The organism is Cellulosilyticum sp., assembly GCF_982396655.1.
In genome coordinates this window covers 37254-62896 of record NZ_CEVXFV010000017.1, presented here as the reverse complement: position 1 = coordinate 62896, position 25643 = coordinate 37254, and the positions used below count along the sequence as shown (strand labels likewise).

18 protein-coding genes are annotated in these 25643 nt (G+C 34.6%); 17 read left to right on the top strand and 1 reads right to left on the bottom strand.

The window, feature by feature from the left end; all coding sequences use genetic code 11:
- The first annotated feature begins 73 nt into the window (after positions 1 to 73).
- The 15 genes from AC1VAQ_RS09295 to AC1VAQ_RS09225 all read left to right on the top strand — a co-directional run bounded on the left by AC1VAQ_RS09295 (position 74) and on the right by AC1VAQ_RS09225 (position 17627).
- Positions 74 to 1525: a protein adenylyltransferase SelO gene (locus AC1VAQ_RS09295; protein WP_303243951.1), complete on the top strand. Its 1452-nt coding sequence runs from the start codon at positions 74 to 76 to the stop codon at positions 1523 to 1525.
- 176 nt (positions 1526 to 1701) lie between these two features.
- Complete coding sequence (locus tag AC1VAQ_RS09290; protein WP_302596606.1) at positions 1702 to 2718, top strand: hypothetical protein; 1017 nt, start codon at positions 1702 to 1704, stop codon at positions 2716 to 2718.
- A gap of 228 nt (positions 2719 to 2946) precedes the next feature.
- Positions 2947 to 3489, top strand: coding sequence for an NUDIX hydrolase (locus AC1VAQ_RS09285; RefSeq protein WP_302596607.1), 543 nt, complete (start codon positions 2947 to 2949; stop codon positions 3487 to 3489).
- Between the two features lie 135 nt (positions 3490 to 3624).
- On the top strand, positions 3625 to 4014 hold the full coding sequence (locus AC1VAQ_RS09280; RefSeq protein ID WP_303244360.1) for a hypothetical protein: 390 nt from the start codon (positions 3625 to 3627) through the stop codon (positions 4012 to 4014).
- Between the two features lie 213 nt (positions 4015 to 4227).
- Positions 4228 to 4548 (top strand): hypothetical protein, encoded by a 321-nt coding sequence (locus AC1VAQ_RS09275; RefSeq protein WP_479903834.1) that lies wholly within the window; start codon positions 4228 to 4230, stop codon positions 4546 to 4548.
- Positions 4549 to 4617: 69 nt separating this feature from the next.
- A complete protein-coding gene (locus AC1VAQ_RS09270; protein WP_479903838.1) occupies positions 4618 to 4977 on the top strand; it encodes an ATP-binding cassette domain-containing protein in 360 nt (119 codons plus the stop codon).
- 704 nt (positions 4978 to 5681) lie between these two features.
- Positions 5682 to 6161 (top strand): HTH domain-containing protein, encoded by a 480-nt coding sequence (locus AC1VAQ_RS09265; protein ID WP_302596611.1) that lies wholly within the window; start codon positions 5682 to 5684, stop codon positions 6159 to 6161.
- 147 nt (positions 6162 to 6308) lie between these two features.
- Complete coding sequence (locus tag AC1VAQ_RS09260) at positions 6309 to 7439, top strand: AAA family ATPase (protein ID WP_302596612.1); 1131 nt, start codon at positions 6309 to 6311, stop codon at positions 7437 to 7439.
- Between the two features lie 98 nt (positions 7440 to 7537).
- Positions 7538 to 8794, top strand: coding sequence for a chloride channel protein (locus tag AC1VAQ_RS09255; RefSeq protein ID WP_302596613.1), 1257 nt, complete (start codon positions 7538 to 7540; stop codon positions 8792 to 8794).
- Between the two features lie 782 nt (positions 8795 to 9576).
- The gene (locus AC1VAQ_RS09250) at positions 9577 to 9705 is read left to right on the top strand and encodes a hypothetical protein (RefSeq protein ID WP_479903833.1); all 129 of its coding nucleotides are present in this window, start codon (positions 9577 to 9579) and stop codon (positions 9703 to 9705) included.
- Between the two features lie 12 nt (positions 9706 to 9717).
- Positions 9718 to 11454: a potassium-transporting ATPase subunit KdpA gene (gene kdpA, locus AC1VAQ_RS09245; protein ID WP_479903832.1), complete on the top strand. Its 1737-nt coding sequence runs from the start codon at positions 9718 to 9720 to the stop codon at positions 11452 to 11454.
- A 12-nt stretch (positions 11455 to 11466) separates the two neighbouring features.
- Positions 11467 to 13509: a potassium-transporting ATPase subunit KdpB gene (gene kdpB, locus AC1VAQ_RS09240; protein ID WP_302596616.1), complete on the top strand. Its 2043-nt coding sequence runs from the start codon at positions 11467 to 11469 to the stop codon at positions 13507 to 13509.
- Positions 13510 to 13525: 16 nt separating this feature from the next.
- Positions 13526 to 14128 (top strand): potassium-transporting ATPase subunit KdpC, encoded by a 603-nt coding sequence (kdpC, locus tag AC1VAQ_RS09235; protein WP_302596617.1) that lies wholly within the window; start codon positions 13526 to 13528, stop codon positions 14126 to 14128.
- Positions 14129 to 14238: 110 nt separating this feature from the next.
- Entirely contained in the window at positions 14239 to 16920 is a 2682-nt protein-coding gene (locus tag AC1VAQ_RS09230; RefSeq protein ID WP_330697503.1) for a sensor histidine kinase KdpD, read from the top strand.
- Positions 16917 to 17627, top strand: coding sequence for a response regulator (locus AC1VAQ_RS09225; protein WP_302596618.1), 711 nt, complete (start codon positions 16917 to 16919; stop codon positions 17625 to 17627). Before AC1VAQ_RS09230 ends, AC1VAQ_RS09225 begins: the two co-directional genes overlap by 4 nt.
- A gap of 79 nt (positions 17628 to 17706) precedes the next feature.
- Here the strand turns inward: AC1VAQ_RS09225 and AC1VAQ_RS09220 are convergent, their stop codons facing one another.
- On the bottom strand, positions 17707 to 19836 hold the full coding sequence (locus tag AC1VAQ_RS09220; protein ID WP_303244378.1) for a pectate lyase family protein: 2130 nt from the start codon (positions 19834 to 19836) through the stop codon (positions 17707 to 17709).
- A gap of 371 nt (positions 19837 to 20207) precedes the next feature.
- Here AC1VAQ_RS09220 and AC1VAQ_RS09215 point away from each other — a divergent pair, with 371 nt between their 5' ends.
- Entirely contained in the window at positions 20208 to 22202 is a 1995-nt protein-coding gene (locus AC1VAQ_RS09215) for a methyl-accepting chemotaxis protein (RefSeq protein ID WP_302596620.1), read from the top strand.
- A gap of 325 nt (positions 22203 to 22527) precedes the next feature.
- Positions 22528 to 25626, top strand: coding sequence for a non-ribosomal peptide synthetase (locus AC1VAQ_RS09210; RefSeq protein ID WP_302596621.1), 3099 nt, complete (start codon positions 22528 to 22530; stop codon positions 25624 to 25626).
- Positions 25627 to 25643: the final 17 nt, after the last annotated feature.

The following is a 25643-nucleotide window of genomic DNA, read 5'->3' as shown; positions in this document are numbered from 1 at the left end:
ATAGTCTTAAGCTAAAACTAATTAGAGAAAGCATTTATAATGCAAATAAAAGGAGCAGAATGAAAGGGACAACATGACAAAACAAGACCTAAAACTAGAACATACCTATATGATGCTTCCAGAAAACTTATTTTCAAAACAAGCACCGAGTCAGGTGCCAAATCCTGAATTAGTTATATTTAATACGCCACTAGCAGAGCAGTTGGGACTTAACTTAGCATTTTTGCAAAGCGAGGAAGGTATGCAGATTCTTGCAGGTAACGAGGTAATAGGGGAGTCGATTGCTCAGGCGTATGCAGGCCATCAATTTGGTTATTTTACAATGTTGGGTGATGGACGGGCGGTACTTTTAGGTGAATATATAGGAAAAGATGGAGAAAGATATGATATTCAGTTAAAAGGCTCAGGAAGAACGCCTTATTCAAGAAGAGGAGATGGCAAGGCAGCTTTAGGGCCTATGCTTAGAGAATACATTATTAGTGAGGGCATGTATGCATTAGGTATTCCAACGACTAGAAGCTTAGCGGTAGTTAAAACGGGTGAGAAGATTAGGCGAGAAGACATATTAGATGGTGCCATTTTAACACGTATTGCAAAGAGTCATATACGTGTTGGCACCTTCCAATATGCAGCCAAATGGGGGGATTTAGAAACTCTTAAAGCATTGGCAGATTATACTTTGAAAAGACATTTTAAAGAAGGAAAAACAGCAGAAAACCCTTATTTGTATTTATTAAAGGAAGTGGTGACACGCCAAGCAAAACTAATTGCAAAATGGCAGTTAGTAGGTTTCATTCATGGCGTGATGAACACAGATAATATGGCAATAAGCGGCGAGACAATTGATTATGGTCCATGTGCCTTCATGGATACGTATGATCCCAAAACGGTATTTAGCTCTATTGATGAACAGGGGCGCTATGCCTATGAAAATCAGCCGCCTATAGCGGGGTGGAATCTTGCAAGGTTTGCAGAAACATTGCTGCCACTGTTACATGAAAAACAGGATGAGGCGGTTAGGTTGGCACAAGATGCGGTATCTAATTTTACAAAGCAATATAGAGCCTATTGGTTTGAAGGAATGTATAAGAAGCTAGGGGTATTTACAGAAGAAGAAAAAGATGAAGAACTTGTTATTCATCTTATGGAACTTATGAAAAGATATCATCCCGACTATACGAATACCTTTAGAAATTTAACATTAGGAAATTTAGAAACTATGGCGTTCTTTAAAGAAGAAGGCTTTAAAAAGTGGTATGCCTTATGGCAGGAAAGATTAGAACGTCAAAAAGTATCCAAAGAAGAAGTAAAGAAGCTAATGGCAGCTCATAATCCGAAGGTGATTCCACGTAACCACCTTGTAGAGGAAGCACTAGAAGCGGCAACTAAAAGGCAGGATTATAGTGTATTAGCAAAACTTCTAGAGGTACTTAAAAAACCATATGATTATACAAATTTATATGATCAGTACACAGAAGTACCAGTGCTTAAAGGCGGTTGCTATAAAACATACTGCGGCACATAAGAGAAAGAGATGTTGTGAAGTAGGGCCATTTTTATGGCTCTATTTTTATTTTGATTTAAATTTATGTGCGGTAAAGTTCTTTTGCCTATATAATAAATTTAAAAAGATATAAACTTAATAAGCAAATGACAGGAAAAATATTTTTGCATGAGAATAAATAATAAGGGGGACAAAAGGTGAAAATTTATTATGATAGCTCATTATGGTACACAAAAGAAAAAAGTAGAAAGCAAGTGGAGGAATGTAAAAGTAAGCAAAAAATTAATTGGGAATTTGAGTATTTGGGGCAAAAACATTATATCCCGTATGTATATCGCTTTAAGAAGGGCATCGTCTTTGACATTATTACGCCAATAGGGGATGAGGTATTTAAGGCTTACATTAAAAAATATGAAGCAGTAGATTTTTCAGATGAGGCACAGCGAGGAGAGATAGAGGAAGTGCATCCTTATCAGTCAATAAAACTGTCTAAGATATGGATTAATGGGGTGAAGGTAGAAAAGGGATATAGTTCGAGCGCCAGTTTATGTTCTTCTATACAGGATGATGAGGGGATGTATAAGAAATTTAAGAAGGCATATAGAGAAATTCTAAAAGATGAAATACATTTTGGCGTAGAAAGGTGTTGTATCCCTTATCCGAAGGCAGCAGAAGGCTTTCAAAAGTTTAAAAGAATTAAGAGAGGCGATGTGATAAAAAACTTAAAGTTTGAGACACGCGAAGTAGAAAGGCATTATCACTTAGAAAAGAAATTTAAATTATCCAGTGATAAGCCTACTTATGAATTTGAAATGGAACATCCTGTTACGAAAGAAAAATATGTATTATCTTTTGAGAGAGGGGAAGAGGACAGTTGGCAAATGGAGGATCTACAGTGCTATGTAACTTCAGCAACTTATGAAATCACACCACCTCTTAAAATGGGCGAGAGATTAAATATTGATAGTAGTATAAATTATAGTAAGAAGCCTAGAAAAAAATCTGCTTATGAACCAGAAAGTACATGCAGTGCCAGTATAGGCATAATAGGCGGGGCAGATGGACCAACGGTAATGTTTTTAACAGGAAAGGCAGAAAAGAAAGAATGCTTTTCTAAAATAACCTTTGAAGCTCAAAAAGAAGCAGAGTTTGAACTCAAGGAAATGTATATTACAGAAACCCCTAGGCAGATTTATGAATATGAAAGAAAATAATAGTTAAGAACTAACTATGATAAGAGATGATATAATAGTAAAAAGCATTTGTGAAAGTATATATAGATTTCATATTTATAAAATTTAGTTATGCATGATTTTTAGGTATGTGAAATCATTGAGAGAAAACAATTTACGTACATGTATATTTCAAGGTTTTAGTTGATTTTTCTATAGATTTGATTGAAGACTAAATTATAGAGCAACAAGCAATAGGAGGGGCTACGAATGGAAATGTTGGATATTGTAGATGAAAATGGGCAACCAACAGGTATGGTGAAGGCGCGCAGTAAAGTGCATGAGGATGGTGATTTACATAGGACTGCTCATGTGTGGATTGTGAGAGATAATGAAAAAGGTGGATTAGATATATTACTTCAAAAACGTAGTGAAAATAAGGATTCTTTTCCTGGCTGTCTAGATATCTCATCAGCAGGGCATATCCCAGCCGGTTCGGACTACATTGAATCGGCATTGCGTGAGTTGAAAGAAGAATTAGGAATAGAAGCGACTCCTGAAGAATTAGAATACCGCTGGACTTTAAGAGCGCATCATACAAATATTTTTCATGGCAAAACTTTTAATGACAATCGTATCAGCCGTGTCTATCGTATGAAGAGAAATAATTTGGATATAGAAGCAATTAAGGTGCAAAAAGAAGAAATCCAAGGTGTGATATGGATGGATTACAAAGAATGTTTAGAGGCCGTAAGAAATAATACGATTAAAAGCTGCATTATTTTAGAAGAACTAGAGAAAATAGGCGACTAGATTTGGACTTCAAGTTTTGACTTCAAGTAGAAGATTAATTGAAGTAAGATGACATTAACTTGGCGTTCTGCATATGTTATGATAAGCAGGGTGATACAAAATAGAATTTAATAGGACATTAGAAAGAGGTAAGTCATGAACTTAATAGAAATTTATGAGCAATATGTAGATATAAATAATGATTATGCAGCATGGATTGAAGCTCTCGTAAATGAGGATTTTCAAAATGATGCCCCACCACTTATTAAAATAAGATTACAAGATACTAAAGAGCAGTTTGAAAAACTTATGGAAGCTTGCAGCAACTTAGAAGTAAGTGCAGAAGACGAAGAAAATTTCAAAGACCTTAGATACCTTCTAATGGATAGCGTTTTCTTAGCAGGGGATCTTCTTGCTTTTTATAATGTTGAGGAATTAGGGCGTTTTAAAATGCGTGTCCTAAACTACCTTAATAAAAAGAGAAGAGCAGATATATTTGGTGAAAAACCAGGCGACAGTTGCCGCGCGGGTATGTTAGAGCAGTAGAAGCTGAAAAAAATAATAAGGATAAAAATGAGGTGCACGATAAATAATTTCGAGGCACCTCATTTTATTATTATTTCATCCGTTGCTTCAAGGAGAAATTGAGAGTTTTACACAAAATAATCCACAGGTCAAATCACAGCAAAGTTTAGAAATGCTAAACATAAATAATTTATAGTTAGGGAGATTTAGGAAATTGTATCTAAAAATACATCTGTGGATAAGTATGTGCTATTGGTCACTTACAAGTATAAAGTACTAGGAAATGATGGGGTGTGGGAGCGTATCAATATTGAGAGTGGTGATTTTTCCATTTTTTCCCTAGATTACATGGCTGGAAGGACTCCAAAAAGTAAAAATGAGATAGCCTTATCCTACCTTAATACCAGCAAAAATGCCCTGAATAAAGAAGTTGGGGATAAGTTGTGGATAGAAGTGGAAAATAAAAAACAAGAAATGGCAGTTTTGAGTACTTCTCTTTTCTTAAAAATGATTAGAGCAAAGGATATAGAAGAGATTGCAACTTTAAGGGCATAGGATTTTTAGGCGCATATTTTAAGATAATGGCGGAATAGATATGAAGCACGTCTCAAGAATAGAGGCGAAATTATTAGACACGCTATCTCGCTAATGAAACAAATTGACATTTCCAATCTAGCTGACCGAGATATTACGGAAGTATCTGGTAGGCAACTTCAACGTGCCGGTATCTGCTGTGCAATTATAAATGAGCCCGACATCATTTTTAGTGATGAACCAACTGGTGCCTTAAATTCGAAAACCACTTTGGAAATCCTGGAAATTTTAAGACGAGTGAATGAACAATGCAAAACTCTTGCAGTTTTCACGCATGATGCCAAGGTTGTATCTCGTGCAAAAAGGGTACTTTTTATGCTAGATGAGTACCTTGTAGATGAGATGAAACTTGGGAAATATCATCACTTTGGTGATGAAAAAATCACGTAAAGAAAAGCTTACTTCTTGGCTTGCTGAAATGGGCTTCTAAATTATAGATATGAGATTTAAGTGTAAATACAGCTTACTAGATGCTTAAAAACACTGATTTTTAGGCGCGATCTAGTTCTGCGGAGTTGTAAATGCCTCTAAAATGGCTATATTTGGCGGCCAAAACCATATTTCTAACGACTTTAAATAAATCCAATAGCAGATGCTTATACTAACTAATAGAAGCTATATAGGAGCTCTAGAATAGTAAAGCATCTGCTGTTTTTATGCCTTGGTGCTGTTTAATCATCAGTAAAATATTGGAAATGGGTGGTGATTAAGCTAGTGTTATCAATGGATTGAGTAAAAAAGGTTTATTGGGGGCCGAAAGTGGGTAAAAAAATGCTCAAAAACCACAATCATGACATCATCACTAAATAATCACTAAATAATCACTAGGTGATGAAATTGTAATGAAAGGTGATTATATATGATTAATAATAATCGCAAGTTGATGAAGTGATGATTGAAGTGTGATGGTAAAAATAGGATAAATGATGGAAGAAGATGGAGGAGGATGCAAAGTATTTAGGAATAGTATAAAAATGGGATTATTGGTATTGATTAAGTGATGAAACATCTTTTATAATAGAAAAATAGGCTTTTTACAGAGAAATGAGCTATAAATATCCTAGGATTTATAACGGAAGATAAGAGGCAATATGATGGACAAGACAATTACAATACAACAGGCAGCAGCTCAGCTTTTGGCTGAACATAAGAAACCTCTGAAATCTAAAGATTTAGCAAGGTTGGCGCAAGAAAGAAAACTAGTGGCACCGAGTGCTGCAAAAGATCCAATTCAATCGTTATCACAGGTGATTGAACGTAATATTAGATTGGACAAAGGAAATAAACCAAGATTAGTGTTCGTAGAGACCAGTGCTGGGCGCTGTATTGCTTTACCAGCATGGTATGAAAAGAAGAAAGTAGAAGAAGTAGAAAAGAAAGAAGTCGTTAGTCAAAAAGTAGAAAAGGTAGAGATTGGAATACCAGTCGACATTTTAAATAAGGTACAGCTTTATCAAACAAGCTTTAAACTACCTTCTATAGAAGCAGCTATTGTGCAACTTACGAAAAAAGGTTTAGGTGCAACGGCTGATGATCTTATTGAAAGATTAAAGGTAGAACTAGAAGGCTTGTAGGACAAAGGATAGAGTAAGATGTAAAAAAATTACACTTGAAAAATTTGTAAGTGTAATTTTTTTGCACTTAAATTTAGTGTCATCACAGGCAAGGACTTAGATGGATAAGTCTGAGTGGGATTTATATTAGGAAGTGAGCAGAATAGGATGTTAACGAAATTAGAAATAGAGAATTTTAAATCATTTAAGCATAAGACAGTGTTTGATTTTGAGAGTACAAACTATAAAATACTAAGAAATATTAATGTAACAGATGATGGCGTATTGAAGGGGGCAATATTCGTTGGAGGAAATGCAGCTGGAAAGAGTAATGCTATTTTGGCTTTAAGTGTTCTGCTGGATTTGCTATTTAGAGAAAGGAGAATTAATCTAGGTGCTTATAAATGTTTATTTAGTAAGCGTGATACGATGAATTTAAACTATGCTTTTAAGATAAAAGGGAGTCAAATTGTATATCAAATAGAATATGATACTAAAAACCGCATGTTAAGTGAAAAACTATTAGTTAATGAAGAAATGCTATTAGAAAGAATAGGTGAAACAACCAGGTCTCTTATTACCCATGTGAAACACTTTAAGCAAGATAAAGAAACATTGGCCTTAAGAACCATTTATTTTAACACAGGATTTCAGGAGTATCCACTGCTAGAGGCTTGGTTCAGGTATCTTAGAAATTCTATTTACTTAGATGCAGAGAATATACGTGCTAATGATGATAATAATATAGGGCTTAAGCAGTATTTGGATGAGTATGGGACAGAGCAAATTAATATGTTTCTTAAAGAGTATAATTTTAAATATAAAATCGAGTACCAAGAAAAGCGTAAAGAAAGTTTCATGGGATTATATGATGAGAGTGAAAAGACATTATTTTTTAGAAGACAAGGAATGAATACGCAAATTCCTTTCTTTATGGAATCGCTAGGTAATAGAAAATTATTAAGTATATTACCAGCCATTTTTAAAGTAATAGAAAATGGCGGTATGCTAATTATTGATGAATTTAGCAGTGCTTTTCACAATGAATTAGAGAAGCTTCTTATAAAATACTTTATGCATCAATCTCAGGCGGCTCAAATATTTTTAGTCTCTCATTCCACTAATTTATTATCAAATACAATTTTTAGACCAGACCAAGAATATGCAGTAGAATTTGTTGAAGAGGAAGGAAGTAAAGTCAATAGATTTTCTAATATGAAACCAAGGGAAGCTCAAAACATTGAGAAGATGTATAACCAAGGAAACTTCGGTGGTGTCCCACTTTATAATGAAATATAGTATGTAAAACTGCTAAAAGCTATCGCTCAAGAATTATTTTTTTGATATAAGCAAACAATATGCTTTATAAAAGTGTCAGAAGGATAAGGGGTATAAAGATGGCAGAAAGCAAGAATGACTATTATAAATTAATAAAAGAAATTTTAAGGTGGGTAATCTTAAGCATTGCGATGGCAATTCCTATAGGGCTTGTAGTAGGTGCCTATAATATAATTTTAACGGCAGCTAACAAATACCGTAAAGCCAATGAGTATTTGATATACTTTTTGCCCTTAGCAGGTCTAGCCATTACTTATATGTATGTTCACACTAAGCGAAATGCCTATTCAGGAGAAAACTTGTTAAAGTCAGAGGTACAATCTGCGGCAAAAGATATTCCTTTTTATATGACTTTCGTTGTATTCATAGGCTCATTAGTAACCACTTTCTTTGGTGGTAGTGCAGGTAAGGAAGGATCAGCAATTGCTATGGGTGGTACCTTAGGGGACTGGATTGCAAGGAAACTTAAGCTTAATGATGATGAACAAAGAACGTTAGTAATCTGCGGCGTAGGGAGTGCTTTTGGTGTCATTTATGATGTCCCCTTTGCAGGTGCGATATTAGGAATGGAACTTGTTTTAAAAGGAAGATTTCATTATCAGGCACTTATTCCAGCATTTTTAACAACGGTTATATCCAATGAAATTAGTACTTGGATAGGCAGTAAAAGTATAGACTTTCCTAAGTTAGCACTAGATGATTTAACCATTTTACTTATTTTAAAGCTAGTACTTGCAGGCATTATCTTTGGGATAGGTGGATTTTTATTTAATTTAGCCCTTGATAATAGTAGTAAGCTTTATGAGAGAGTAACTAAAAGTCCTTATTTAAAGGCACTTATAGGTGGTGTCATTACGATTACTTTATTTTTAATCGTAGGAGATGACTACAATGGTTTAGGCCAAACCTTTATTAGAGATTCCTTTGACAAGCCAGCTACGCTTATGGATTCTATTTGGAAAATTATTTTTACAGCCATTGCATTAGGTTCAGTCTTTCAAGGCGGTCGCGGAAATCCAACATTCTTCGTAGGGGCAGCATTAGGTAGTGCTGTAGCAAAATATATTAGATTGCCATTGGCATCTTCAGCAGCTTTAGGAATGGTAGGTGTATTTTGTGGTGCAACTTCCTTGCCGATTACTTCTATTGCTTTAGCTCTAGAATATTTTGGCGGCGATGAAATGGTAGCTATAATGATTGTTATGACTATAAGTTATATTGTCTCAGGTTTTTATGACTTAGTGACTAAAAATAAATTGCCAAAGGAAAAGAGCAAAATTTTTGCTGGTCAGGTGCATAAAGGGGATAGCAAGTAAGTAAATAAGTACATAAGTAAATAAGTAAGTAAATAAGTAAGTATGAAAAAATAATTTATAGTATCCTAAGGTGCTAATTGAAATAGAATAAGAAATTTGAAATAGGGTAGAAGGGTTAAAAAACTTTTCTGCCCTATAAATGATCAAGGGCAAAATAGATGACACAATATTTTAAATTTTATCATGCTATGCGAGATGAGAGGGGGATAAGAAGTTATCAGCTAGAAGAAGGAGAACCACTAAAAACTAGTTTTGGTATGGACTTATATAAATAATACTTACTTAATGAGGCTGACAAGAAAAGGTATATCATGCAAGGTTAGGGCTTGAAACGCTACTGCTAGAAAATGATATCATTGGCTATGTCATCGTAGGCTTCGAAAAAGCCCAAACCGATGCAACATTAGCAGAAACGAATAAATAATAAAAGAAGGCGGTATCACAAAGTTGACAATGCTACCTTTTTAGTAGACACGGTAAAAAAAGACCGTGTCTATTTTTTTGATTATTATGTGTCCTACTAAATGGGGTGAATTCTCCCAGTGGTTTCGCAACCTTTCCTTTTTGGGTTAAAGGCCCTCTAATTTTAATGCAAATTTAATGTGATATAAAATTTTTCTAATCCTACTTTAATTTCAGATGCTATAAAATAAATCGCAGATAAGATATAGAGAAACCAACTAAAAACTATGAATAACTAAAATTTATAAATGTGAAATCTATAATACTTCAAGTTTATTTTAGGTGAGTAAAAGAAATTAAGAGGGGGGACCTGATATGGAATGCCTGTGCGACACAACTTAGATTTATATAGCAGTTTTTATCCTACAGGTGCAGTAGCCTATGATGAAGGAGATTGCATGCAAGGGACAGAGAAAAAAGCCTTAAAATCAAGGAAAAATAATAAATAAGAGGTGGAGAAAATGAGTGATGTTATACAGTATGTATTATACTTGGTAATTTTAATATTACTTGCAATGCCTTTGGGCAAATATATAGGAAAGGTTATGAATGGAGAAAAAACATTTTTAACTAAAATCATAGGATCAGTGGAAAGATTAATTTATAAGATTATACATGTGGATGAAAATGAGGATATGGACTGGAAAAGGTATGCAATGAGTGTAGGGGTATTTAGCATTGTGTCCTTGGTCGCATTATTTTTAATTCTTGTTTTTCAAGGCGTACTACCTTTAAATCCTGAGAAAGTTGATGGTATGAGCTGGCATTTAGCCTTTAATACTGCAGTAAGCTTCATTACAAATACGAACTGGCAAGCTTATAGTGGTGAGATGCAGTTATCTTATCTATCACAGATGTTAGGGTTAGGGGTACAAAATTTCGTATCAGCAAGTGTTGGCATTTGTGTACTTTTTGCTTTGATTAGGGGATTTCTTCGTGCTAGAGAAAAGGGGATTGGAAGCTTCTGGGTAGATTTAACTAGAGTCGTTTTATATGTCTTAATCCCCTTATCACTTGTTCTTTCACTTGTACTTGTATCACAAGGTGTTGTACAAAATTTAAAATCCTATGAAACAGTACAACTTGTAGAACCTGTAATCTTAGAAGATGGCACGGTTATTACAGAAGAAGTGGTACCTATGGGACCAGCAGCAAGTCAGATTGCAATTAAACAATTAGGGACTAATGGCGGGGGATTCTTCGGTGTTAACTCAGCACATCCATTTGAAAATCCTACACCGTTATCAAATTTACTTGAAATGATATCTATTTTACTAATACCCGCAGCATTATGTTTCACATTTGGTAGAAATATTAAGGATATGAAGCAAGGTAAGGCAATATTTTTAGCCATGCTGATTATGTTAGTGGCAGCTATGACAGGAGTAGCTGTGAGTGAAAGGGCTGCAACACCACAATTAGAAAATAATTATTCAGTTGAATTAGATACAGATGGGCAAGCAGGCGGTAATATGGAAGGCAAAGAATCGAGATTCGGTATAGCTTCTTCTGTTACATGGGCGGCATTTACAACGGCAGCATCTAATGGTTCTGTAAACTCTATGCACGATTCATATACACCACTTGGCGGCATGATTTTAATGTTACTAATGATGTTAGGTGAAGTGGTATTTGGTGGTGTAGGCTGTGGACTTTATGGCATGATAGGCTTTGCAGTACTTACCGTATTTATAGCAGGGCTAATGGTAGGGCGAACACCTGAATACCTAGAAAAGAAAATAGAGCCTTTTGAAATGAAAATGGCAGTAATCATGTGTCTTGCAACACCAGTAGCCAATTTAATAGGTAGCGGTATCGCAGTAACTATACCTAATGTCGTAAATAGTTTAAATAATTCAGGGGCACATGGCCTTTCAGAAATCTTATATGCTTTTGCTTCTGCATCAGGTAATAATGGGTCAGCATTTGCGGGATTCGGAGCAGATACATTATTCCTCAATATTTTAATAGCACTTTGTATGTTGGTGGTTCGTTTTGTACCGATGATTGCCACATTAGCAATGGCAGGTAGTTTAGTAGGCAAGAAAAAGATTGCGACAACAGCAGGAACACTTTCTACATCAAATGCTATGTTTATTGGTTTACTCATATTTGTAGTGTTACTTATTGGTGCATTAAGCTTCTTCCCAGCTTTAGCACTTGGACCAATTGCAGAACATCTACAAATGATAGGTTAGGGGGAATAAATAATGAATAATAAAATGATAAAGCGTGCACTAAAAGATTCATTCTTAAAGTTATCACCTAAAGTTCAAATTAGTAATGCGGTTATGTTTTTAGTTTATGTTTGTGCCATTATTACAACTGGTCTATATGTCTTATCGTTATTTGGGATTAAGGATGCACCATCAGTTTATATAGCTGGTATTGCCATTGTTTTATGGTTCACTGTACTTTTTGCAAATTTTGCAGAAGCTATAGCAGAAGGACGCGGTAAAGCACAGGCAGATACCCTAAGGGCTTCTAAGAAAGATGTAGAAGCTAAGAAATTAGTTGATAAAAAAGATAGAAGTGTCTACGATATCGTTGCATCTTCAACATTAAAAAAAGGTGATGTTGTGATAATAGAAGCAGGGGATCAAATACCTGCTGATGGCGAAGTAATCGAAGGGGCAGCTTCTGTAGATGAAAGTGCTATAACAGGTGAATCAGCCCCTGTTATTAGAGAAGCCGGTGGTGATAGAAGTGCTGTAACAGGTGGAACATTAGTTACATCTGACTGGATTATAGTAGAGGTTACAAGTGAAGCGGGTGAAAGTTTCCTAGATAAAATGATTGCCATGGTAGAAGGTTCTTCTAGAAAGAAGACCCCTAATGAAATTGCACTACAAATCTTCTTAATTGCTTTAACCATTATCTTTATCTTAGTAACCGTTTCTTTATATGCATATAGTGAATTTTTATCTAAACAGTTTGATATGAGTAATCCTACCTCTATTACATCATTAATTGCTTTACTTGTATGTTTAGCACCTACCACAATAGGGGCACTCCTTTCAGCTATTGGAATCGCTGGAATGAGCAGATTAAATGCAGCAAATGTATTAGCTATGAGTGGTAGAGCCATTGAGGCAGCTGGTGATGTAGATATCTTAATGCTTGATAAGACGGGTACAATCACTTTAGGAAATCGTCAAGCAGCAGAATTTATTGCAGTAGATGGACACAGCGTAAAAGAACTTGCAGATGCAGCGCAACTTGCTTCATTAGCAGATGAAACACCAGAAGGAAGAAGTGTCGTTGTTTTAGCTAAAGAGAAGTTCGGTATTCGTGAACGCAATTTAAAAGAGTTAGATATTAAATTTGTACCTTTTACAGCCAACACAAGAATGAGTGGTGTAGACTCAAAAGAGGGTGAAATTCGTAAAGGTGCAGCGGATGCTATGAAAAAATATATTATGCAAGCAGGTGGAACTTATAGCAAAGAATGTGAAAGTGTTGTGACAAACATTGCAAATAAAGGTGGGACACCTCTAGTTGTTTCAAAGAATCATGAAATATTAGGTGTTATTTATCTTAAAGATATTATTAAAGTAGGCGTTAAAGAAAAATTTGAAGACCTTAGACGTATGGGAATTAAGACAATCATGATTACTGGAGATAATCCACTTACAGCAGCGGCTATTGCAGCAGAAGCGGGTGTAGATGACTTTTTAGCAGAAGCAACACCAGAAGGCAAACTTCAAATGATACGTGATTTCCAAGCACAAGGGCATTTAGTTGCTATGACAGGTGATGGCACCAATGATGCGCCAGCTTTAGCCCAAGCGGATGTGGCAGTAGCTATGAACACGGGGACACAAGCAGCTAAAGAAGCAGGAAATATGGTAGATTTAGATTCTTCACCAACCAAACTTATTGATATCGTAAGAATAGGTAAACAGCTTCTTATGACAAGAGGTAGCCTTACAACATTTAGTATTGCCAATGACCTTGCAAAATACTTTGCCATTATTCCAGCATTATTTATGGCAATATTTCCAGAACTTAATGCACTTAATATCATGCATTTGCATAGTGCAGAAAGTGCAGTATTCTCAGCGATTATTTACAATGCGTTGATTATCGTAGCTTTAATACCATTGGCATTAAAAGGTGTGAAATACCGTGAAGTATCATCAGGAAAACTTTTATCATGGAACCTTGTAGTTTATGGTTTAGGTGGCATTATTACACCATTTATCTTTGTAAAATTAATTGATATGTTTATTGTCGCTATTGGGTTAGTATAGTGGGGAGGCCTTTATAATGAAATTTATTAAATCCGTTTTACTAAAAACGATTCTAATCTTTTTTATCTTTAGTTTACTATGTGGTGTGATTTACCCTCTCATTGTAACGGGAATTTCACAAGTTTGCTTTAAAGATAAGGCAAATGGGAGCATCATAGAAGTAGATGGCGTGCGATATGGTAGTGAACTATTAGCACAAGAATTTACAGGTAATCAGTATTTATGGGGGAGGGTAATGATTTCAAATCCTATTTCACTTGAAGAAGATGAAAATCTTCTATATTATGCAGGTCCTTCTAACTTAACACCAGCTAGTGAAGCATATGGTGATTTAATAGCAGAAAGGGTTAGTAAAATTCAAGCAGCCAATCCAGATGCAAAGTCAGAGGAGGTACCTGTTGATCTCGTAACAGTTTCAGGAAGTGGATTAGACCCTCAAATCAGTGTAAATGCAGCTGATTATCAAATTCCAAGGATTGCGAAAAGTAGAGGTATGAGTGAAGAAGAAGTACAGAAAATCATTGATAAATATACTGATCATAAGTTATTTGGTATATTTGGAGAAGAGGTTGTAAATGTACTTGAAGTAAATTTAGCGTTGGATGGTATTTTAAAATAATAAGTGATAGAATAATGGAAATTATCAATATGTAAGAGGGTTAATTTATTTGTTTATATAGAGAAAGTTTATAAATAAGATTTTAAAAATAATTAAAGGGAGAATATATAGTGGAAGAATTGTATAGAAATCCAGATATTATTTTAAAGCAAATTGAAGATGACCAAGCAAGAAGTAAAAAAGGGAGATTTAAAATATTTTTTGGTTACGCAGCTGGCATAGGAAAAACCTATGCCATGTTGTCGTCTGGGCATTTGATTAAGGAGCAGGGCATCGATGTAGTCGTAGGTTATATAGAGCCTCATGCAAGGCCCGAGACGATGGCGTTATTAAAAGGACTAGAAGTCATTCAGCCTAAAATAATTAATGAAAATAATATTGCAGTCAAAGAGTTTGATATAGATGTAGCTTTAGAGAGAATGCCTGAAGTGATTTTAGTAGATGAATTAGCTCATACTAATGCTAAAGGGAGTCGCCATGAAAAGCGTTATGAAGATATTAACGAATTACTAAATGCAGGGATTGATGTATGGACCACTGTAAATGTACAGCATATTGAAAGTTTAAATGATGTGATAGCGGGCATTACAGGCATAACGGTAAGAGAGCGTATCCCAGATTTTGTATTTGATAAGGCAACGCAAATAGAAATGGTAGACCTTGAACCCCAAGAACTTATAGAACGTTTAAAACAAGGTAAAGTCTATAGACAGGATAGAGTGGGAAAAGCAGTAGAAAACTTTTTTACGATGCAGAACTTAGTTGCTCTTCGTGAAATTGCCTTAAGACGCATGGCAGATTGGGTCAATCAAGAGCAAGTAGCAACTCTGGGAGTAGAAAGAGAGGGCGCGGCTTCGGAACATATTTTGATGTGTTTATCGTCTTCGCCGTCTAATGCTAAGGTAATTAGGCAGGCAGCTAGGATGGCAAAAGCGTTCCATGGACATTTTACAGCTATTTATGTAGAGACGTCTGAATATAGTTATATGAGTAAGGAAGATTTAGCAAGGCTTCAAGAGAACACAAGGCTAGTTGAACAATTAGGTGCAAAGGTTATTATTTCTTATGGTGATGACATTGTACAGCAGATTGCAGAGTATGCTAAGATTGCAAAGGTTACGAAAATTGTTTTAGGAAGGACATATACAAAAAGGAGTATCTTTGGCGTAAAGGAAAGCTTTTCGGAACGTTTAACTAAGCTAGTGCCACAGCTAGAAATCTTTTTGATTCCAGATACCTTTAATAAGAAATATGTAAAACCTAAAAAGTTGAAATTTATAGGAGAGGGCATAACAACTGACTGCTATATTGCAGTAACTAATCTAGTAGTTGCGACCATCATATGCAGTTTATTTGCCAGATATAATTTTAAAGAAGCAAATCTGATATTGATTTATATTTTAGGTGTATTAATGACATCGATGCTTACTAGATATAGGGGAACTAGTATTATTTTTAGCATAATTAGTGTGTGTGCTTTTAACTTTTTCTTCACAGCACCGATTTACACATTTTCAGTAGATGACACTGGTTATATTATCACCTTCGTAGTGATGCTTATTACAGCTTTTGTAAGTTCTACATTAACTCAAAAGGTAAAATTAATTGCGAAAGAGGGAGCTAAAAAAGCTTATCGTACAGAGGTATTACTAGAAACTAGTCAAAAGTTACAGCAAGCTAATAATTTTAAAGAAATAGGTGAAACAACGATTAATCAGTTAGGAAAACTGTTAGACCGTAGTATTTATTGTTACATAGGAAGTCCAGAGGAGCATCCTATCCCATTAGTCTACAAAGTGGCGCCAGAGGCTAAAGATAGGTTGCCAAAGGAAGAGTTAGCAGTAGCACAGTGGACTTATAAAAATAATAAGCATGCAGGTGCTACAACAACTACATTGCCAGGTTCTAAATATTTATATCTTAGTATACGTAATGGAGAAAAAGTATTTGGTGTAGTAGGGATTGAGATGAAGAAGGGCAAGATTCCAGCTTTTGAAGAAGGTATTATGTGTGCCATGTTAAATGAAGGAGCACTTGCTTTCGAGAAGGGAGAGTTAATTTATAGAGAAAGGAAAGTAGCCATTAAGTTAGAGCAAGAACAGCTACGTGCTAATTTATTGCGGTCAATTTCCCATGACTTAAGGACCCCACTTACAAGTATTTCTGGCAATGCAGGTATGCTAATGAATAATGAAGATAAAATATCGCAGGAACAAAAGAATCGCATCTATGAAGATATTTACGATGATTCTATTTGGCTTATTAATTTAGTTGAAAATTTATTGTCAGTAACGCGTATTGAAAATGGTGTTATGAAATTAAATCTGCAACCAGAGCTTATTGATGATGTGATTACAGAAAGCTTAAAATATGTGGATAGGCGCAGTGTAGGGCATGAGATTATAGTAGAGGAAGACGATGATATGCTCATGGCAAATATGGATGCTAAGCTTATTATACAGGTCATCAATAATTTACTGGATAATGCCATTAAATATACAGAAAGGGGCTCCCAAATCAAGATAAGTACACGAAAAATAGGACGTACTATTCAAATAGATGTGGCAGATAGCGGCGAGGGTATAGTAGATGATCAGAAACGTGAGATATTTAATATGTTTTATACTGTTAATAATCAAGTGGCAGATGGCAGAAGAGGCATGGGTTTAGGGCTTGCACTATGCAAGTCTATAGTCAATGCGCATGGTGGTGAAATTTATGTGTTAGATAATAAACCTAAAGGTACTATTTTTCGATTTACCTTAAAAGCGGAGGAGGTTCATATTAAATGATAAATGGAAAACCGAATATATTAGTTGTGGAAGATGACAAACCTATCCGTAGTTTGATTACAACCACATTAGAAACTCAAAATTATAAATATATTACAGCAGAAAATGGTGCAATTGCTATATTACAAGCTGTTACGCATAAACCAGATATTATATTGTTGGATTTAGGTTTGCCAGATATAGATGGAGTAGAAGTGATTAAAAAAATACGTACATGGTCTATGATGCCTATTATTGTTATTAGTGCTAGAAGTGATAGTAAAGATAAAATATTAGCATTAGATGCGGGGGCTGATGATTACCTTACAAAACCTTTTAGTGTAGAAGAACTCTTAGCAAGGTTAAGGTCTACTTTAAGGCGAATTCAATATCTAGAAATGAGAGGTGCTGATGAGGAAAATAGTTTTACAAATGGGAGTTTAACTATTGATTATGCAGCAGCTGAGGTGAGAGTAGATGGGAAAGAGGTTCATTTAATGCCTATAGAATATAATCTAATATGCTTATTGGCTCAAAATGTAGGAAAGGTGCTAACCCATCAATTTATATTAGATAAGGTATGGGCTAATGCTATTGAAAGTGATGTGGCATCTCTTAGAGTATATATGGCATCATTAAGAAAAAAAATAGAAGGAACAGAAAACAAAGGGAAGTATATCCAGACACATATAGGTATCGGATATCGTATGATTAAAATAGAAAAATAAGTTAAGGATAAATTAAAGAGAAAAAGGCTACTGCACGCAGGTGCAGTAGCCTTTTTTATATAATAAAGTTATGAAAAAACTAGTTTAAAGCAATGTAATATAGATTTGCTGAATCTGCTTTAGTAATGATATGGTAACCAGCACTTAGGTCTACTGTTAGGATACCGTTAGTAGCTGTATAATTGACACCATCAATTTTAATGTCTTTGTTAAAGTTAGAGTTAAAGACTAAAGTTAAAGTTGCATCTTCAGCAGCAGTGAATTGAATACTTGTAGAAGATTCAATCTTTAAGCAAGTTGATAAATCTAATCCATTGTAATTAACAGTACCTTTGCTTGTAGAAAGATTACCATTTATAGTGAAGAAACTACTATTTGTGCCATCAGCTGTAAAGTTTTGAACTTGTGTACCAGTTGTTACTCCGCCGTCATTATCAGAGCCGCCATTATTATCAGAACCGCCATTGTTATCAGAGCCGCCATTATCAGGTTCTGAAGGAGATGTTTCTACAGAATTTCCACCAATAGAAACAAGGTCTGATTCATAGCTTTTAATAGCTGACATAAGTGCTTCATTTACACTGTAGTCTGTATCATCATCTGAAGTAAATGACCAAGAGAAGTCTCCACCATTAGTACGTCCTGCATAAGTTGTTACCATGTATTCTACACTTGCAGGATCATCTGGCGTATAGTTGTACATTGATGAACTTGTATCGAAGTTATTGTATTTATTGCCACCGCTTGCTGATTGATATGAACTTGGTACAGCTTCATATCTAGAGGTTGCAAGATAAGCATCAAATTCTTTGCTATCTTGTGTTTGGTATACAAGGCGTTTAGCACCTTCGATATAGTTGTTGTAAGCTTTAATCATACCGCCAGCTTCGCCAGAGAAAGTACCTTGGTTACCATCTGCAATATCGCTACCTTGAAGTGAGATGAGCATTGGGTATTTACAATTTCTAAAGTAGTTAGCTTCTACAAAAGCAGAGCCGCCTTTTGTAATACCAACGCCATATTTAGAGTTGCCATCGAAATAGTTGTTGTAAATATGTATAGTACCTACACGGATACGAGGATGTCTAGAATCTGAGTGGTCATACCAGTTGTGATGGTAAGTTACAAAGAATTCTTCAGAGTCGCTCATACCGCAAAGAGAACATTTTCCTGAGTCATAGAAGTGGTTATAAGAAACTGTTACATAATTAGAGAATCCTTTTACGTCACAAGAGCCATCCCCTTTTGCTTGGTCTTTATCACTACCAGCTGTACCATAGAAGATGTCATTATTATGTACCCAGATATTTTCATTATCTGTATCAAGAGAAATACCATCATCTGGGAAGAGCATAACACCTAGATTTCTAATTTCTACATTATGCGAATCCCTTACAAGAAGTCCCCAACCATTAATTGTAGCATCTTCACCTACACCTTCAAAAGTTGTATTATAAGAACCTTTGATTTGAATATATCCGTTGCTATTAAGTCCTGAAATATCAGAGCTCTTAATTGTTCCGATCATACGGATAATAAGTGGAGATTTATCATAGCCTTTTTGACGTTTTGCCAAGATATCTGTAAGACCTGTACATGTTGTAGTAGAACCTTTTGAGCTTGTAACAACATCAAGTTGTACAGTATTTACTGTATCAGCTGAGATATAAATAATTTGTGCATTAGCAGGAATGCTACCATCATCATTATAACCACCAGAACCTGTACCCATTGGTGAGTTAGGTGAGAATGCGAAACCTTCTCTAGTATGAGCAGTTACATTAACTGCTGATGTAATAGCTTGTTTAGCTACTGCTTCACTGCCATTAATAATAGGAACAACTTTAATAATATAGTCGCCTTCTGGAAGTCCGAGTACATCGGCTCTCATATAAGATGAGTATTGTCTAATAAGCTCAGTGTCTAATTGTTTATAAGTGCTATCAGAAGCATTAGCTGATTTGTAGTAAACATTGTAGCCAGTTGCATCTGCAACCATATTCCAAGTAACAGCAACTGATTCTAAAAAGCCTTCGCTAGAAGTGATAGCAACAGAAGAAGTAACATTTGTTGATGAAGCATAACTTACAGAGTAGTCTGCTGTATTAGCATATAAAACAGGTGAAGCTACGACAGTAGTAGCTAAAGCAGCAAACATTAATTTTTGAGAAAACCTATTAATTTTTCTTGCAAAATGATTATTTTTCATATTGAAAACACCCCTCAGTATTATTTGATTACTTCAAATTAAACATAGACATTGCGCATGGGTATATTTAAGAAGAATTAATTGCTAAATATTTAATAGAATTATCACAAAAATTTATAAATTTGTCAATAAGCATAATGAAAAATGAGTATAATTGTATTAAGTTGTATAAAAATAATGTATGAAATGTAGAAACTACATGGTGGGTAGTAAAAAAATAATTAATATATATTGAAGAATTCAAGAAAAATATGGTGAAAATGTACAAGTAAAAATAACTGGATAAAAAAAGGAAAATAGCCGATATATTGAAGGGCAATATGAGCGCTAAAAGAAAACATAAAATTGGACTAGACAGTCAGGGAGGACATATGAGGAAATTAAGCATAAGAAAACAGCTGATTATTAAGTATGTGAGTATTATTTTAATATTTGCAGCAGTCAGCTTAGGTGGCGGAATAAAATTAGCGGAGAAAGCCCTTATAAGAAATTCAGGGTTATTACTATCTAACTTTGCTTTAGAAGTAGGTAATAATATAAGTAAAATTATAGACTTAGAAATCAAAAATATTGAAATGGTAGCTGAGGCGCCTATATTACGAGATTCACAAATGCCTCAAGAAGAAAAATTAAATTATTTAAGAGATGTAGTAGAAAAACAAGGCTATAAAAAAGCTGCATTAATTGATTTACAAGGGAATTGTGTAACAATCAATGGTGAGATTGTAGATGTTTCAGATAGAGAGTACTTTAAAGCTGGACTTAATGGAGAAAGCTTTTTAACAGCACCATTTGTAAGTAAAGCAGATGGGGGATTACAAATCTCAATTACTGTACCAATTAAGCAAGATGAGAAAGTAACACAAATCTTATTCTTCTCCAAGGATGCAGAGGAATTTTCAAATATTACAAATAGTATTGGCTTTGGAAATACAGGGACAGCCTATGTAGTTGATAAAGATGGTACAAATATTATCAATAGAGATATCCAAAAAGTAATTGATAAGGTAAATCGTATTGAGGATGCTAAAACAGATCCAAAGTATACAGAGCTAGCAGCTATTACAGAAAAGATGATTGCAGGAGAAAATGGCACAGGTCAGTATTTATTTAATGGTGCACAAAAATTCTTAGGATACGCACCGATTAAGACAACAGGTTGGGCAGTAGGAATCACAACGGAATTAGAAGATATGCTTTCTGGTTTAAGTGAATTTAAAACTGGAATGATGGCTTCAATGGGGCTGATGATTCTAGGGATGATCGGACTTAGTTATGTAGTAGCAACTAGATTATCTAGAAGACTTACAGTTGTACAAGAAGAAGTTAATCAAATGGCTTCAGGAGATTTCACTATAAATGAAAAAACACATAGCGTTATCGATGAAATTGCAAACATTGATTTAGCACTTCAAGAAACAAAAGCATCTGTAGGAAAAATGATTGCGGATTTACAAAATTCATATGATGAGACAATGGGTCAATACGATACATTATCACAAGCAACTAATCATATTGGAAGTGGGATTGGCAATATTAATGTTTCAATCGAAAGTTCAACACAAAGTTGTGAAGAACAAGCGAATGAATTATCTAATATCAGCAACATTTTATCTGAGTTAGATGATAACCTTAATGAAAATAGTGATAAGATGTTACAGATTAACAGTAAGTCATTAGAAGTAAGTAAACAGGCAGAAATAAGCTGTAATGATATGAATAGTCTCTCAGAATCAATCAATAGTTTAAACAAATCGTTTGAAAGCTTTGCAGGCGAAATTGATGAAATGAAATTAAGTATGAAAACAATTGATGAGATGACAGTACTTATTAATTCTATTGCAGAGCAAACTAACTTACTGGCTTTAAATGCAGCTATTGAAGCAGCAAGAGCAGGTGAAGCAGGTAAAGGCTTCTCTGTAGTTGCTGATGAAATTAGAAAGTTAGCAGAACAAAGTAGAAATTCATCTGAAAAAATCAATACTGTAATTAATGAGCTTTTAAATAAAACAGAGTCTATGGTAAGTACAAGTATGACACTAAAAGATGAATTAGAAGCAGGTAGTGAGAATATACATACAACAATAGATTCATTTACCAATATTGTAACAGCAGTAGAAGAGATTTCGCCTATGATTGACGAAGCAAGTAAAAATCTTAATGCAATACTTGTTCAAAAAAATACAATTGTAACACAAGTAGCAACAGCATCTGCAAGTTCAGAAGAATTAACAGCAGCATCACAAGAAATATTAGCTGCAACAATTAACTTAATGAACAGTAGTAAAGAAATCTTAGAAATTAAAGATAAAGTTCATGGATTCATGGAACGTGACAAAGAACGTGTAAATAAATTTAAAATTTAAAAATAAGCGTCAGTATAAAACTGACGCTTCAGGCTGTAGACAATTAACTTTTCCATAGTATTTTACTAGTCTAGAAATAGAAAACAGAGGTAAAAATGGACCTAAACTGCTCTTTTTACCCCTATTTTAATAGATTTTCTTGAATAATCCTCACTTAATTTGTGAGTTTATTTTGGGAAAATTCATTTGTCAACAATCTGAAGCGTCAGTATAAAACTGACGCTTATTTTTATTATATTGACAATTTTGAGAAAATAAAATAATATATAAATTAATGATAATGATGTTCATTATCCACTTTAGATTACTTATTAGGGGGGATAGGATGATAGAGAGGCATCAAGGGATAATGCCACTTTCAGGCATACAAGAAGCATATTACATAGGACGAAATGAGAGCTTTGAACTAGGGGGAAAGTCAGCACAGGTTTTATATGAGTTTAATTTAAAACTAGATGCAGAAAGATTTGAAGTAGCCTTTAATAATGTAGTAAAGAGACATCCTATGCTACGTACAATCATTATGAATGAGATGCAGCAAAAGATATTACAGGAAGTACCTTATTATAGTATTTTAAAAGAGGATATTTCGGATAAAAGTACAAAAGAACAATGCTTAATGCTTCAGCAATGTAGGCAAGAAATGTTTAATACAGTCTTTAAAACTGATAAGTGGCCCTTATTTGAGATAAAGCTTATAAAAATAAATGAAGAAGAAAAACATTTGTTGATGAGCTTTGATTTATTAATAGCAGATGGGAATAGTTTATTAGTTATGATAAGGGATATTCTGGCTTATTATTACAACAAACAAGCTCAATTACCTACGTTTACGAGGTCATATGAAAGCTATGTAAATGATAAGAGAGAATATAAACTGACAAGCAAAAGATATATCAAGGATAGGGCGTATTGGAGAGAAAAAATTAAAGAAATTCCTTTAGCACCAGTACTTCCAGAGGCTTATGGAATGCAAGGTGATAATGCAGTAAAAAGAGTTATGGTAACTATCAAGAAAGAGTTATGGGGGAAGGTAAAAGATCAAGCTACCAGACATGGTGTATCACCTACCGTAGCTGTTCTTTGTGCGTATACACATGTTTTAGGCCATTGGAGCGAGCAGAAGAACTTTACTATTAATATGACCTTAACGGAAAAAGTGAAATATAAGATGGAAGATGTAATTGGAGATTTTACAACATCTATATTAATACCTGTTTATGAAGAAGATAGGGCTCTTGAGTTTTGGAAAGCAGCAAAACAGTTGATGTATGTTTTTATGGAGGCTTATAAGCATAGTAGTTTTGAAGGTGTAGAGGTCATAAAAGAAATTGCTAGAAGTCAGCAAATGGAAGGCTTAGCTGTAATGCCAATTGTATTTACAAGTATGTTATTTAAGGAAGACCTGTTTAAAGAATTAGAAGGGCTTGGAGAGTTGGTCTTTAGCATTAGTCGTACACCACAAGTTTTATTAGATTGTCAGGTAGAAGAAAGCAATGGCAACTTGATAATAACTTGGGACTATATTGAAGATAGATTAGATGCAAAGGTTATACGTAGAATGGTTGAACAAATGAAAAGTCTAATTGAATTAGTGGGGAATAGTACAGAAAAGGTGGATGAAATATTTCAGTTAAGTGATAAAGAGTATGCAACCTGGGAATATTTCAACACAAGTACTGATAATGAATATTATAATCACAAAAAGGAAAGAAACTTACTGGCATTTTTTAAAGAGGCTGTAGCAAAGTATCCTAATGAGAAGGCACTTACAGACAAAAGGCAGTCTGTAACTTATAAACAACTAAATGTATTAGCCAATGAGGTGGCATATGAGCTAGCAGAAAAAGGCATAGGGCAAGGCTGTAAGGTAGGTGTAAGTACGGAGAAATGCATCAGTACCATTGCCAATATATTAGGTATTTTAAAGGCTGGGGCAGTGTATGTTCCTATTGCATATGATTTTCCGGAAGAAAGAAAAAGGATTATGATGCAAAAAAGTGAGTGTAGCATATTACTAACACCCTTTAAGGGTGAGATAGGAAGTTTAAAAGAGATAAAAGATATTTGGGCAAATATAGAAGAAGAGGATTTGGCTTATATTATTTTTACATCAGGGAGTACAGGTGAACCTAAAGGGGTAGAAATATCACATGTTGCTGCATGGAATACTATTTTAGGGGTAAATCAAAAATTTAAGGTTACGAAAAAAGATGTATTTATAGGACTATCATCTTTAAGCTTTGATTTATCCGTATATGATTTATTTGGTGCATTTCAAGTGGGTGCAGAAGTAGTATTAGTAGAAGATATAAAAGATACACAAGATATTAAGAGGATATTAATAGAAAATAAGATTACAGTATGGAATTCGGTACCATCCATAGCAGAGCTGTTAACGAAGGTTCTTTCAGAAGGGTACAAAAATATAGATTTAAGGCTCATGTTATTAAGTGGTGATTTCATTCCTATTAATTTGCCAGATAAACTTAAAAGTTATTTTACAAACTTGAATCTTATAAGTTTAGGAGGCGCAACGGAAGCAGGGATATGGTCTATATATTATCCTATTACAACGGTTGAAAGTCATTGGAAGGCCATACCTTATGGCTATCCATTACCTAATCAGTCTATGTATGTGTTAGATGCACAGCAAAAGCTTTGTCATTTTAATACAAAAGGAGAAATCTACATTGGCGGTGTATCTTTGGCAAAGGGGTATGTAAATGATATAGCAAAAACAGAAGCTGCTTTTATCAATCACAAGGTATTTAAAAGGCTTTATAAGACAGGAGACTATGGCAAGTTGCATGAGGATGGCTATATAGAGATTGTGGGACGCATAGATAAGCAAGTGAAAATTAGTGGTTATCGTATAGAAATTAGTGAGATTGAAGGGGTAGCACTTAAGTATAGAGGCGTAGAAAGAGTTATTGTTCAGCCTAACGAGATGCGACATGGTTTATGTATGTTTATTGAAACGAATGAAGACATTGATATAGGAAGGCTGTCAACATTTTTATATGAGCAATTACCACATTATATGGTACCACAGCAAATTGTTCAGATGAGCCACTTTCCGCTTAATTACAATGGCAAGATAGATAAGGCAAAGTTATTTGCAACTATTTGTGAGCATCAGGTTCAGATGAAAAAGCCAGAAACACCACTTCAAAAATTTGTATTAAATATCTGGAGAGAGGTATTGGGACAAAGCGAGATAGGTATTACACAAACCTTCTTTGAGTTAGGAGGAGATTCTCTCAAAGCGATACAAATCAAAGATATTATAGAACAACAGGGTTATCACATTAATATGAAGCACATTTATGAACACAATACTATTGAAAAAATAGCAGCATATTTAGGGCAAGGGCAAGAAGAAAAGCAAATACAGGAAGATATGATATTAGGTGAATTATAAGAGAAAAGGAGAAAATA

What these genes read in the sequence shown, in the direction of transcription:
- AC1VAQ_RS09215 (WP_302596620.1), top strand. Translation starts at nt 20,208, where the DNA reads ATGAGGAAATTAAGCATAAGAAAACAGCTGATTATTAAGTATGTGAGT.
- AC1VAQ_RS09250 (WP_479903833.1), top strand. Translation starts at nt 9,577, where the DNA reads ATGCCTGTGCGACACAACTTAGATTTATATAGCAGTTTTTATCCTACA.
- kdpB (WP_302596616.1), top strand. Translation starts at nt 11,467, where the DNA reads ATGAATAATAAAATGATAAAGCGTGCACTAAAAGATTCATTCTTAAAG.
- kdpC (WP_302596617.1), top strand. Translation starts at nt 13,526, where the DNA reads ATGAAATTTATTAAATCCGTTTTACTAAAAACGATTCTAATCTTTTTT.
- AC1VAQ_RS09225 (WP_302596618.1), top strand. Translation starts at nt 16,917, where the DNA reads ATGATAAATGGAAAACCGAATATATTAGTTGTGGAAGATGACAAACCT.
- AC1VAQ_RS09210 (WP_302596621.1), top strand. Translation starts at nt 22,528, where the DNA reads ATGATAGAGAGGCATCAAGGGATAATGCCACTTTCAGGCATACAAGAA.
- AC1VAQ_RS09280 (WP_303244360.1), top strand. Translation starts at nt 3,625, where the DNA reads ATGAACTTAATAGAAATTTATGAGCAATATGTAGATATAAATAATGAT.
- kdpA (WP_479903832.1), top strand. Translation starts at nt 9,718, where the DNA reads ATGAGTGATGTTATACAGTATGTATTATACTTGGTAATTTTAATATTA.
- AC1VAQ_RS09285 (WP_302596607.1), top strand. Translation starts at nt 2,947, where the DNA reads ATGGAAATGTTGGATATTGTAGATGAAAATGGGCAACCAACAGGTATG.
- AC1VAQ_RS09255 (WP_302596613.1), top strand. Translation starts at nt 7,538, where the DNA reads ATGGCAGAAAGCAAGAATGACTATTATAAATTAATAAAAGAAATTTTA.
- AC1VAQ_RS09295 (WP_303243951.1), top strand. Translation starts at nt 74, where the DNA reads ATGACAAAACAAGACCTAAAACTAGAACATACCTATATGATGCTTCCA.
- AC1VAQ_RS09265 (WP_302596611.1), top strand. Translation starts at nt 5,682, where the DNA reads ATGGACAAGACAATTACAATACAACAGGCAGCAGCTCAGCTTTTGGCT.
- AC1VAQ_RS09260 (WP_302596612.1), top strand. Translation starts at nt 6,309, where the DNA reads ATGTTAACGAAATTAGAAATAGAGAATTTTAAATCATTTAAGCATAAG.
- AC1VAQ_RS09220 (WP_303244378.1), bottom strand. Translation starts at nt 19,836, where the DNA reads ATGAAAAATAATCATTTTGCAAGAAAAATTAATAGGTTTTCTCAAAAA.